General features: G+C 60.9%; 7 protein-coding genes. 6 read left to right on the top strand and 1 reads right to left on the bottom strand.

The genetic code is table 11. The features are described from left to right. Positions 1-32: 32 nt before the first annotated feature. From pgi to Tel_04490, 6 genes are all read left to right on the top strand, one after another. A complete protein-coding gene (gene pgi / locus Tel_04465) occupies positions 33-1,667 on the top strand; it encodes a glucose-6-phosphate isomerase (GenBank protein ID ALP52458.1) in 1,635 nt (544 codons plus the stop codon). Positions 1,668-2,026: 359 nt separating this feature from the next. After that, on the top strand, positions 2,027-4,690 hold the full coding sequence (gene aceE, locus Tel_04470) for a pyruvate dehydrogenase (protein ID ALP52459.1): 2,664 nt from the start codon (positions 2,027-2,029) through the stop codon (positions 4,688-4,690). 29 nt (positions 4,691-4,719) lie between these two features. Then, entirely contained in the window at positions 4,720-6,027 is a 1,308-nt protein-coding gene (locus Tel_04475; GenBank protein ID ALP52460.1) for a branched-chain alpha-keto acid dehydrogenase subunit E2, read from the top strand. A gap of 322 nt (positions 6,028-6,349) precedes the next feature. Then, the gene (locus Tel_04480; GenBank protein ID ALP52461.1) at positions 6,350-8,104 is read left to right on the top strand and encodes a dihydrolipoamide dehydrogenase; all 1,755 of its coding nucleotides are present in this window, start codon (positions 6,350-6,352) and stop codon (positions 8,102-8,104) included. Positions 8,105-8,328: 224 nt separating this feature from the next. Further along, complete coding sequence (locus tag Tel_04485; GenBank protein ALP52462.1) at positions 8,329-10,902, top strand: hypothetical protein; 2,574 nt, start codon at positions 8,329-8,331, stop codon at positions 10,900-10,902. Positions 10,903-11,054: 152 nt separating this feature from the next. Next, positions 11,055-11,909: a hypothetical protein gene (locus Tel_04490; protein ID ALP52463.1), complete on the top strand. Its 855-nt coding sequence runs from the start codon at positions 11,055-11,057 to the stop codon at positions 11,907-11,909. A gap of 46 nt (positions 11,910-11,955) precedes the next feature. Here Tel_04490 and Tel_04495 read toward each other — a convergent pair whose 3' ends face one another. Continuing rightward, positions 11,956-12,420 carry an alkyl hydroperoxide reductase gene (locus Tel_04495; protein ALP52464.1) on the bottom strand — a complete coding sequence of 155 codons (465 nt, stop codon included), beginning with the start codon at positions 12,418-12,420 and terminating at the stop codon, positions 11,956-11,958. Positions 12,421-12,494 lie beyond the last annotated feature (74 nt).

Below are 12,494 nucleotides of genomic sequence, written 5' to 3' on the forward strand. Positions count from 1 at the left end.
CGTTTCTAAACCAATAACAACACAGGTGGGGCATGCAAGAAATCGCGGCATGGAAAGCGCTAAAGGCACATAAACAAGAGATCGAGAATCTTTACATGCGCGACCTGTTCGCGGCGGATCCCCAGCGCTTCGAAAGTTTCTCGCTGCAGTTCCAGGGCCTGTTGTTCGACTATTCCAAGAATCGTATTAACGCCGAGACCCTGCGCCTGCTGCTGGATCTGGCTGACTACGCCGATGTCGGCGGCTGGACCGCGCGCATGTTCAACGGCGAGCCCATCAATATCACCGAAGACCGGCCGGTGCTGCACGTGGCGCTGCGCAACCGCGGCAACCGGCCGATCCATGTGGACGGCGAGGACGTGATGCCCCTGGTCAACGCGGTGCTGGCCAAGATGCGTCGCTTCAGCGATGAAGTACGCAGTGGCAAGTGGCAGGGCTACAGCGGCGAGCCCGTCACCGACGTGGTGAATATCGGCATCGGCGGTTCCGATCTGGGGCCGGTGATGGTGACCGAGGCGCTCAAGCCCTACATCAAGCCGGGCTTGCGCGTGCACTTCGTCTCCAACATCGACAGCAATCACCTGGTGCAGACCATCAAAGGGCTCAGGCCCGAGACCACCCTGTTCATCGTCGCCTCCAAGACCTTCACCACCCAGGAGACCCTGACCAACGCCCGTTCGGCGCGCGCCTGGCTGCTGGCCGCCTATGACGGTGACGAGCGCGCCGTGGCGCGCCACTTCGTGGCCTTGTCCACCAACGCCGCCGAGGTGAAGCGCTTCGGTATCGATACCAATAACATGTTTGAATTCTGGGACTGGGTCGGCGGCCGTTATTCGCTTTGGAGCGCTATCGGTCTGTCCATCGCCATTGCCATCGGCATGGAGAACTTCGAGGCCATGCTGCAGGGCGCCTATGAAATGGACGAGCACTTCCGCAGCGCGCCGCCGGCCGAGAATATCCCGGTAATCATGGCCCTGCTGGGCATCTGGTATAACGATTTCTTCGGCGCCGACAGTCACGCCATCCTGCCCTATAACCAGTACCTGCACCGCTTCCCCGCCTATTTGCAGCAGGCCGACATGGAGAGCAACGGCAAGCACACCACGCGCGATAACCAGCGCGTCGATTATCTCACCGGTCCGGTGATCTGGGGCGAGGTGGGCACCAACGGTCAGCATGCCTTCTATCAGTTGCTGCACCAGGGCACCAAGCTGATTCCGGCCGATTTCATCGCCGCGGTGGAGAGTCAGAATCCCCTCGGCGAGCACCAGGATATCCTGCTGTCCAACTTCTTCGCCCAGACCGAGGCCCTGATGGTGGGGCGCAGCGAGGCCCGCACCCGCGCCGACTTGGAGGCGGAAGGCTACAGCGGCGATAAGCTGGAACAGCTGGTGGTGCACAAGGAGTTCGAGGGCAACCGGCCGACCAACTCAATGCTGTTCCAGCGCTTCGATCCCCACAGCGTGGGTATGCTGATCGCCATGTACGAACACAAGATCTTCGTCCAGGGCGTGATCTGGAATATAAACTCCTTCGACCAGATGGGCGTGGAGCTGGGCAAGCAGTTGGCCAAGACCATCCAGCGTGAACTCGAGGACGACGCACCGGTGTCCGAGCATGACGCCTCCACCAACGGGCTGATCAATCACTACAAGCGGAGGCGTTGAGTCTGCGAATCAACGTAAATTAAAAAGTACCTCCAGCCTCCCCCTTTTTCTAAAGGGGGATTGAGGGGGATTTAAAGATTCGGAGTTCTTAGCCTTAAATCTCCCCAACCCTTTATGCCTTGTCGGTGCTCTTTAGAAAAACAGGCGAGCCGTCCATGAGCGGACTGAATTTCCCGTTTTTCAAAAACACGGTATAATTGCCGCCTTGTTCTAACTGACTGAAAAAACAAGAAAACGAGAACACATCTTGTAATCGTCGACAAATTAATCGATCTTTGCGGCCCGCCTCAGCGGCCGGATTTTTAATCACGCGCCTTCAGAACCAGGCAACACGCATCTAGCAAAAGGATTGTAGCGATATGTCTCAGCAATCAGAGTTACCCGATATCGACGCCGTCGAAACCAAGGAGTGGATCGAATCCCTCGAGGCGGTGATCGAAAACGAGGGCGTGGAGCGCGCCCATTTCCTGCTGGAGCAATTGATCGACAAGGCGCGTCGTTCGGGTAGCAACCTGCCCTATTCGGCCAATACCGCCTATGTGAACACTATCCCGCCGCACCTGGAGGCGCCCATTCCCGGCGACCAGGCCATGGAGGACCGCATCCGCTCCTTCATCCGCTGGAACGCCATGGCGATGGTGGTCAAGGCCAACCGAAAGTCCGCCGAGTTGGGCGGTCACATCGCCACCTTCGCCTCGGCGGCGACCCTGTACGACGTGGGGTTCAATCATTTCTGGCGCGCCCCCAGCCACGAGCACGGCGGCGATCTGATCTACTCCCAGGGCCACGCCTCGCCCGGCACCTACGCCCGCGCCTATCTGGAAGGACGGGTGACTGAGGAGCAGCTGGACAATTTCCGTCAGGAGGTGGACGGTAAGGGCCTGTCGTCCTATCCCCATCCCTGGCTGATGCCCGACTTCTGGCAGTTCCCGACGGTGTCCATGGGTCTGGGGCCGATCATGTCCATCTACCAGGCGCGTTTTATGAAATACCTGCAGGACCGCGGCCTGGCCGATACCAAGAACCGCAAGGTCTGGGCCTTCCTGGGAGACGGCGAGACCGACGAACCGGAATCCCTGGGCGCCATTTCCCTGGCCCCGCGCGAAAAGCTGGACAACCTGATCTGGGTGGTCAACTGCAACCTGCAGCGCCTCGACGGGCCGGTGCGCGGCAACGGCAAGATCATCCAGGAGCTGGAGGCCCTGTTCCGCGGCGCCGGTTGGAACGTGATCAAAGTGCTGTGGGGCTCCTACTGGGATCCGCTGCTGGCCAAGGATAAGAACGGCCTGCTGCAGCAGCGCATGATGGAAGCGGTCGACGGCGATTTTCAGAACTATAAGGCCAAGGACGGCGCCTATGTGCGCGAACACTTCTTCGGCAAATATCCCGAGCTGAAGGAAATGGTCTCCAAAATGTCCGATGCCGACATCTGGCGCCTCAACCGCGGCGGTCACGATCCGCACAAGGTCTACGCCGCCTACAAGGCCGCGGTCGAACACAGCGGCCAGCCCACCGTCATCCTGGCCCATACCGTCAAGGGCTACGGCATGGGGGCCGCCGGCGAAGGCCAGATGCGCACCCATTCGCAGAAGAAGCTCGACGCCGACGACATGGTCTATGTGCGCGATCGCTTCAACATCCCACTCAGCGACGAGGACGCCGCCGCCGGTAAGTACTACAAACCGGCCGAGGACAGCGCCGAAATGAAATACCTGCACGAGCGCCGTAAGGCGCTGGGCGGTTATCTGCCGGCCCGGCATCATTCCGCCGCGCCGTTGGAGATCCCCGATGTGTCGGTCTTCGATGTGCTGCTGAAAGGCTCGGGCGACAAGGAGATGTCCACCACCATGGCCTATGTGCGCCTGCTGACGGTGCTCTGCCGCGACAAGAAGATCGGTAAATATGTCGTGCCCATCGTGCCCGACGAGGCGCGCACCTTCGGCATGGAGGGCATGTTCCGCCAGCTGGGGATCTACTCCTCCGTTGGTCAGACTTATACGCCGCAGGACAAGGACGAGATAATGTTCTACAAAGAGGACAAGACCGGCCAGATCCTGGAAGAAGGCATCACCGAGGCCGGCTCCATGTCCTCCTGGATCGCCGCGGCGACGTCCTATAGCGCCCACGGTGTGAATACCGTGCCGTTCTATATTTATTACTCCATGTTCGGCTTCCAACGCATCGGCGACCTGGCCTGGGCCGCGGGCGACATGCAGGCGCGCGGCTTTCTCATCGGCGCCACCGCCGGCCGCACCACCCTGGCGGGCGAGGGGCTGCAGCATCAGGACGGCCACAGCCTGGTGCTGGCCAACACCATCCCCAACTGTGTCAGCTACGACCCCACCTTCGGCTACGAGCTGGCGGTGATCGTGCACGAGGGGCTGCGACGCATGTATGCCGAACAGCAGAACGTGTTCTACTACATCACCACCATGAACGAAAACTACACCCACCCGGCACTGCCCGAGGGCGCCGAGGCGGGCATCGTCAAGGGCATGTATCGGTTCCGCAAGGGCGGTGAGAAGAAACTCAAGGTCCAGCTGCTGGGCTCCGGCACCATTTTCCGCGAGGTGATCGCGGCGGCCGACATGCTGGCCGAGGAATGGGGCGTGGACGCCGACATCTGGAGCGCCACCAGCTTCAACGAGCTGGCCCGCGAGGCCCACGCCAGCGAGCGCTGGAATCGCCTGCATCCCGAACAGGACGCAAAGACGCCTTACGTGGCACAGTGCCTGGCGGATGCCAAAGGTCCGTTCATCGCCGCCACCGACTACATCCGCGCCTATCCGGACCAGATTCGCAAATGGGTGCCGGGCCGTTATGAGGTGCTGGGCACCGACGGCTTCGGCCGTTCCGACACCCGCGCCCAGTTGCGCAAGCACTTCGAGGTCAACAGTGCCCATGTGGTGGTTGCGGCACTCAAGGCCCTGGCCGATGATGCTCAGCTGGAGCCCAAGAAGGTGCAGGAGGCCATCGATAAATACGGCATCGACGCGGACAAAACCTATCCCCTGTACGCCTAAGCCGGCCGGGAAGCAAGCGAAGGACGCATATGAGCAAAGAAATCAAAGTTCCGAATATTGGTGACTTCTCCGAGGTGGAGGTGATCGAGGTGCTGGTATCTCCGGGCGACCGCATCAAGCCCGAGGACTCGCTGATTTCGGTGGAGTCGGACAAGGCCGCCATGGAGATCCCCGCCCCGGAAGGCGGCGAGGTCAAAGAGGTCAAGGTCAAGGTGGGGGACAAGGTCTCCGAGGGCAGTCTGATCCTATTGCTGGAACCGGCCAATGACGCCGCGGCCGAAACGCAGCCGGCCGCTGAACAGGCGCAGCCGTCCAAGGAGGAGGAAAAGGCCGAGGAGAAACCCAAGCCTGAGGCGCCCGCGCAGCCCCCGCCGGCGCCTAAAAAAGAGGCAGCGGCCGCGCCGCGCCAGTCGCCCACCGCCGCCATCAACGAGGAGTCATTCTCCAAGGCCCACGCCACGCCGGCGGTGCGCAAGTTCGCCCGTGAGCTGGGCGTGGACCTGGGCCAGGTGGACGGCAGCGGCCGTAAGGGCCGTATCACCAAGGACGATGTGCAGGGCTTCGTCAAACGCGCCCTGTCACAGCCGGCCGCCGGCGGTCTGGGCGTGGCGCCCATGCCCGAGATCGATTTCAGCCAGTGGGGCGAGGTCGAGGCCCAGCCCCTGTCCAAGATCAACAAACTCACCGGCCAATTCCTGCATCGCAACTGGGTCACCATCCCGCACGTCACCCAGTTCGACGAGGCGGATATCACCGACATGGAAAAATTCCGCAAGGAGATGGCCGCCGAATACAAGGAAAAGGGCATCAAGATCACCCCCCTGGTGTTCATGATGAAGGCGGTGGTGTCAGCGCTGAGAGAGTTTCCGCGCTTTAATTCATCGCTGGATGCGACCGGCGAGAACCTGATCCTGAAACGTTATTTCAATGTGGGCATCGCGGTGGACACCCCGGACGGTTTGGTAGTGCCGGTGGTGCGCGATGTGGATCGCAAGAGCCTGGTGGACCTGGCGGCGGAGTTGGGCGAGATCAGCGCCAAGGCGCGTGACAAAAAGCTCAAGCCGGCCGACATGCAGGGCGGCAGTATCACCATCTCCAGCCTGGGCGGTATCGGCGGCACCAAGTTCACGCCCATCGTGAACGCCCCCGAAGTGGCCATCCTCGGTGTGTCGCGCGCCAAGATGCAGCCGGTGTGGAACGGTAAGGAATTCGAGCCGCGCCTGATGTTGCCGCTGTCATTGTCCTACGATCACCGCGTCATCGACGGCGCCGATGGCGCCCGGTTCACCACCTTCCTCAGCCGCGTGCTGTCCGACACCCGCCGGTTGCTGTTGTGATTTTATTAACCGCGAAGGACGCAACGGGCGCTAAGGTTCGCAACGACTAACAGGCTATTTTCCTTTGCGTTGCTTCGCGTCCTTTGCGGTAAAAAAATAAATAGGATCTACCCATGAGCAATACAGTTGAGACAGAGGTTCCTCACATTGGCGACGTCAAAGACGTGGAAGCCCTGGCCAACCCCGGTGATAGACAGCATCAAGCCGGTTGTTCTTGTAATCTGATTTCTTAATTAAGCGCGAAGGACGCAAAGATTAACAAGCTATTTCCCTTTGCGTTGCTTCGCGTCCTTTGCGGTAAAAAAATAAATAGGATCTACTCATGAGCGATACAGTCGAGATAAAGGTTCCCAATATCGGTGACTTCAAAGACGTGGAAGTCATCGAAGTCCTGGTCAATCCCGGCGACAGCATCAAAGAGGAGGACTCACTGATTTCGGTGGAGTCGGACAAGGCCGCTATGGAGATCCCCGCGCCCCAGGCCGGTGTGGTGAAAGAGCTGCTGGTGTCAGTGGGCGACAAGGTATCCGAAGGCAGTCCTATCCTTAAGTTGGAGGCAGGTGCCGCAGCCGCTGCTCCCGCAGAAGAGAAGCAAGAGGCTGCGTCCGAGCCGAAGACGGAAGCGGCCGCGCCCGCGCCCCAGGCCTCTAGCTACAGCGGCGACGTGGATTTGAAGGCCGAGCTGGTGGTGCTGGGCTCCGGCCCCGGCGGTTATACGGCCGCTTTCCGTGCCGCCGACCTGGGCAAGCAGGTGATCCTGATCGAGCGTTACGACGTCATCGGCGGGGTCTGTCTCAATGTCGGCTGTATCCCCTCAAAGGCCTTGTTGCACACCGCCCAGGTGATTACCGAGGCGGCCGAATTTCACCACATCGGCGTGGCCTTCAATACGCCCGAGATCGACCTGGACAAGCTGCGCGGCCACAAGAACAAGGTGGTCGGCAAACTCACCGGCGGCCTGAAACAGCTGGCCAAAAAGCGCAAGGTGCAGATCGTGCACGGCTACGGCAAGTTCACTTCGCCCCACACCATCGAAGTGGAGGCGGCAGACGGCGGCAAGCAGGTGGTCGGTTTCGACAACTGCATCATCGCCGCCGGATCGCGCGTCACCAAGCTGCCCTTCATCCCCTGGGACGATCCGCGCGTGATGGACTCCACCGACGCCCTGGAGATCGAGGAGGTGCCGGAACGCCTGCTGGTGGTGGGCGGCGGCATCATCGGTCTGGAGATGGCCACGGTCTATGACGCCCTGGGTGCCAAGGTGACCGTGGTGGAACTCTCTCCCGGCCTGATCCCCGGCGCCGACCGCGACGTGGTGCGGCCGCTGGAGCGGCGCATCAAGAAGCGTTACGAAAACATCTATCTCGATACCAAGGTCACCGCCATCGAGCCCAGCGATAAAGGCCTGGTGTGCAGCTTCGAAGGCAAAAAGGCGCCGCAACAAGACACCTTCGACCGCGTGCTGGTGGCCATCGGCCGTCAGCCCAACGGCAAGTTAATCGACGCCGAAAAGGCCGGTGTCAGCGTCAATGAACAGGGTTTTATCGAAGTGGACAAACAGCAGCGCACCAACGTCGACCATATCTATGCCATCGGCGACGTGGTCGGCCAACCCATGCTGGCCCACAAGGCGACCCACGAGGGCAAGGTGGCGGCGCAGAACATCGCCGGCGAGAAGTCCTTTTTCGATGCCCGCACCATCCCCTCGGTCGCCTACACCGATCCGGAAGTGGCGTGGATGGGCAAGACGGAAGACCAGTGCAAGGCCGAGGGTATGGACTACACCAAGGGCAGTTTCCCTTGGGCCGCCTCCGGCCGCTCCCTGTCGCTGGGCCGTGACGAGGGTATGACCAAGGTGCTGTTCGATGCCGATCACAAGATCATCGGCGCCGCCATGACCGGCCCCAACGCCGGCGAGCTGATCGCCGAGGCGGTGCTGGCCCTGGAGTTGGGCGCGGACATCGAGGACATCGCCCTGACCATCCATCCCCATCCGACCTTGTCCGAGACCTTCAACTTTGCCGCCGAGGTGGCGGAGGGGACGTGCACCGATATTTACGTACCAAAACGGAAATAACCTAGCCCGGATTTCTCACCACGAACGGTGGCAAGACATCCGGGCTTAAGCACAAGACAAAGCCCGGCGCCGCGCCGGGCTTTTTATGTCCTGCGTCACAGTCTCCTTCACGGCCGCTGAACGAGTGTGAAACGGCCTGCAAAAACGGCATTCAATCCTCATCGGCCTGGGCCGCGAACCCGATATAAACAGCATCCAGTCAACTTGATGCCCGTAAGGATGCCATGTCTGTCGCGAACACCATCGATGATATTTCCTCATTAAGCTTTTTCGAGCCGCTGTACCGGCTCGATCATGACAAGCTCACCGAATTGGCGGAGCGTTCGCCGCTGCTCAGTTTCCGCAAGGGCCAACCGCTGGCGGCGGGCATCGACAAAAATCATATCGTCTACCTGCTCTCGGGCACGCTGGAATACGCACCCAATTCGGCGCATACGGAAATCATCAAGGCCGAAAGCGAGCGGGCGCGTCACGCCATTCTCGCACCCGATAAACGCAGCCGCGTCATCGCCCAAAGCAGTGTCGAGGTACTGTGTATCGATGCCGAGCTGCTGGACCTGTTGCTCAACTGGGACAGCGGCGGTGGTTTCGAGGTGGACGAACTCGACACCGAGGCGTCGGCCGGCTGGCTCGGCACCCTGATGCAGAGCGATGCCGTGCTGAGTCTTTCGCCGTCCAGCATCCAGGCCCTGATGGCCGTCGTCGAGCCGGTGGAATTCAAGGCGGATTGCGTCATATTCGAACAGGGCGACCAGCCGGATTATTATTACATCGTGTCGCGCGGTCGTTGCGCCATTACCCGGCGCGGTGCGCAGCAGGATGCGCCGGTGACCCTGGCCACAGTGGGGCCGGGTGAGGCCTTCGGCGAAGAGGCCTTGATCGCCAACACCCCGCGCGGTGCCACGGTGCGCATGCTTGAGGACGGCCTATTGCTGCGCCTGGACCAACACAACTTCAAGCGCCTGTTGGAACAGTCCTTGGTCCATGTGGTGGATCAGGAACGGGCGCACAGCCTGAAGGCGCGCGGCGCGCAGGTGTTGGATCTGCGCAATGCGGATGATTTCGCCGTCGACGGCAGTGGCATGAACATCCCCTTCGCCGAATTGCGCGGTCGCATGGACGACCTGGATCGCACGCAAAAGTATCTGGTGTTGTCCGACGATAATCGCATGAGCGCGGTGGCCGCCTTCCTGTTGGGCAAGCAACGTTTCAAGGTCTATGTTTTGCAAACGTCGGCGATGGAGGGGTTCGCGGTGAAGGCCGCCGCCGCTACCGCCCAGGCCGGGGAACTGCGCGCCAAGCTTGCCCAGGTGCAGCAACAATTGGACACCGCGAATACCGAGTTGGCGCAGCAGGCCGAGCAGCAATCGGCCTATCGTCAGCGCCAGCAGTCGCTTGAGGCGGAGTTGAACCAGGTTAAGGCCGAGGCCAAGAAGGCGATCGTGCAGGCGGGGAGCCTGAAGACCAAAGCCGAAGCCAAACTGCGCGAGCGCATCGACGATCTCAGCACTCAATTGGACCAGGAGCGCGACAACGGCCGTCACCTGGTCGGCGAATTGGAGCGCCTCAAAGACCGGTCGGCATCCCTGGCGCAACAGCTACAGGACAGTCGCCAGCAGGCGCAGCAGCGCTCGGAGGACGCATCCCTCACCAATCTAAGGGTGCACAACCTGACCCGGGAACTGGGTGAGGAGAAGACACAGCGCCAGGCCTTGGTGGCCGAGAATGACCGGCTCAACGGTCAGTTGGCGCAGCTGACCAATCAATTACAGCAGATCCAGGGGCAGCTGGCGAAAACTGAGGACTTGCCGCAAGTCGGCGCCTTGCAGGCCGAACTGGCGCAGCAATGTCAACGCGGCGACCGGCTGCAGAATCAAAACGAAGACCTGAATCAACGTCTGCAGACACTCGCTGCAGAACTGCAGCAGATGCGCCAGTCTCATGAACAGGAAATTGTCGAATTGACGCAGGCGCGTCGCCAAGAGGCCGACTTGCATGACAGCGTCAGCGCCTTGCGGACCCAGCTGGAACAGGTACAGCGGGACTATGAGCAGGCCTCGGCGGCACGTCAGGCACTGGATGAGCAGCTTAACAGCGCCGCCCGCCAGGCTGAGCAACAAGATACCGCGCTGAGCCAGTTGGAGGCAGAGTTGCGTCAGCGCGAGGCGCGCGTCGTCGAGCTTGCAGATGAACGCGATCGCTTGCAGCGCGCCGTACCGGCGTTGGAGGCCAGTTTGGAACAGAGCTGCCAGGCGCAAGTTGAATTGCAGCAGCACGTCAAGGACTTGGCCCGATCGCGCAGTGACTTGGAGCACAAGCTCGCCGCTCTCAATGACCAATTGCAGGCGCAAGCGGGGGCGGTCGGCGAGCGTGACGCGCTGCAACGGAAGCTGGCCGCCCAGATGGCCGTGATGGCCGAAAAGGAGGCCGGGTTTGCCCAGGCGGAGTCCGACTTCGAACAGCGTTTGCAGGCACTCGAGGCTGAATTGGGCAGCACCAGTCTGAATGCCCTGCAGGAGGCCGACAAGGCCGCGCAGGAGATGAAACGTCTGCAGCTACGCATCCAGGTACTAAGCGAAGAGCTGTCCACCGTGCAGAGCGAAAAGCAACGCAGCGGCGTGTTTCTGAAACTGCTGCTTATCACCACGATCACCTTGGGCGGGGCCTATGCCGCGGCGATCTATAGCGGAATCGACGTGCACACCTCTGTCGGTCTATGGTTGGATCAGGTCGGCCCTTGGGTCAAGCGCCTGATGCATGCCTTGCCCGCCGTTCTCCAGCCCGAATCCATGACGTGATCCGGGCCCGCGGAGTCGTTGCGCGGAGCGAATCATTTTTGTCACGTCCCCCTGTGCACGTATAGAATGCAATTCATATGTTTGCGCGGATTGGCCGTCAATCCATGGATGATCAGACGATCAAAAATCAGGAGTAAAACATGACAATACTTGTGATCGGTGCAACGGGCGGCGTGGGCCGCCACGTGACCGCCGGATTGAAGGAGAAAGGGGAACAGCCACGCGCCCTGACCCATTATCCGGCCAAGCTGGACCAGCTGCCCCAGGGGGTGGAAGGGTGTGTCGCCGATCTGGTTGCGCGCGGCAGTCTGGCCAAGGCCTTCACCGGTGTTGACAAGGTATTCATGCTCACACCGCTGAGTCAGAACGAGATTCAGATGGGACTCAACGCCGTGTTGGCGGCGACCATGGCCGGCGTGAAAAAGATTGTCTACCTGTCCGTACCGCACCCGGAAGGCACCGACCGTATTCCCCATTTCAAGAACAAAGTGCTGGTGGAAAAGAAACTCAAAGAAAGCGGAATGGCGTATACCATTCTGCGCGCCAATAATTTCTTCCAGAACGATCAGTGGGGTCAGGCCGCCGTCATGGCCTATAGCACCTATCCTCAGCCTTTGGGGAATGTGGGGCTGAATCGGGTGGATGCCCGCGACGTCGCCGACGCCGCCGTCAACGCCTTGCTCGAAGACGGCTTTGACAATCAGGCGTTCGCCATCAACGGCACCGAGGTCTGGACCGGGGAAAGCATCGCCGCCGAATTCTCCCAGCAACTCGGCCGCGATATCCGCTATGGCGGCGATGATCTGGAAAACTGGGCCAAACAGGCGCAACACATGATGCCCGCCTGGATGGTGAACGATTTCAAAGTCATGTATCAGTACTTTCAGGCGCACGGCCTGCTGGCCTCGGCCGAGGCGCTGGCCGCCCAGGAGGCCGTCATCGGTCATGCCCCACGCCGCTTCGGCGCCTTCGTCGCCGAGCTGGTCCAGTCCTGGCGGCAGGGCTGAGCGATGCTATGCAGGGCGGGGGATGACGACGCGCCCGCCCGGCGCGTTACAGGGCCTTGACCCGCTCCAGTATCGCCTGGGCGTGGCCCTCGGGATTGACGCCGTATTCCACGTAGGCCAGTTGCCCGGACTTGTCGATGATGAAGCTGGAACGCACGATGCCCATCTTCTTTGCGCCGTTTTTCTCCTTTTCCTGCCACACGCCATAGGCCTGGCATAATTCACCGTCGCTGTCGGAGATCAGTGCGACCTTGAGATCGTACTTGTCGATGAACTGGCGGTGGCTGGTGCAGGAATCCTTGCTCACCCCCAGCACCACCGTGTCGTGGCGTGCGAAGGCGTCCGCCAGCGCGGTGAACTGATTGGCCTCGATGGTGCAGCCCGGGGTGTCGTCGCGGGGGTAAAAATAGAGCACCACGTTCTTTTCGCCCTTGAAATCCGCCAGGCTGACGGTTTGGCCGTCCTGGTCAGGCAGGCTGAATGGGGGCGCGGTCTGATGGGTTTTCAGCATAATCCTTAGCTCCTTGGTCAATTATTGCTGCATCATGGCCCAGAATCGGCCCGCAGGCAAACCCGGCTCGGGTA

The sequence above is a fragment of the Candidatus Tenderia electrophaga genome, assembly GCA_001447805.1.
GTDB classification, from domain to species: Bacteria; Pseudomonadota; Gammaproteobacteria; order Tenderiales; family Tenderiaceae; genus Tenderia; species Tenderia electrophaga.

What these genes read in the sequence shown, in the direction of transcription:
- pgi (ALP52458.1), top strand. Translation starts at nt 33, where the DNA reads ATGCAAGAAATCGCGGCATGGAAAGCGCTAAAGGCACATAAACAAGAG.
- aceE (ALP52459.1), top strand. Translation starts at nt 2,027, where the DNA reads ATGTCTCAGCAATCAGAGTTACCCGATATCGACGCCGTCGAAACCAAG.
- Tel_04475 (ALP52460.1), top strand. Translation starts at nt 4,720, where the DNA reads ATGAGCAAAGAAATCAAAGTTCCGAATATTGGTGACTTCTCCGAGGTG.
- Tel_04480 (ALP52461.1), top strand. Translation starts at nt 6,350, where the DNA reads ATGAGCGATACAGTCGAGATAAAGGTTCCCAATATCGGTGACTTCAAA.
- Tel_04485 (ALP52462.1), top strand. Translation starts at nt 8,329, where the DNA reads ATGTCTGTCGCGAACACCATCGATGATATTTCCTCATTAAGCTTTTTC.
- Tel_04495 (ALP52464.1), bottom strand. Translation starts at nt 12,420, where the DNA reads ATGCTGAAAACCCATCAGACCGCGCCCCCATTCAGCCTGCCTGACCAG.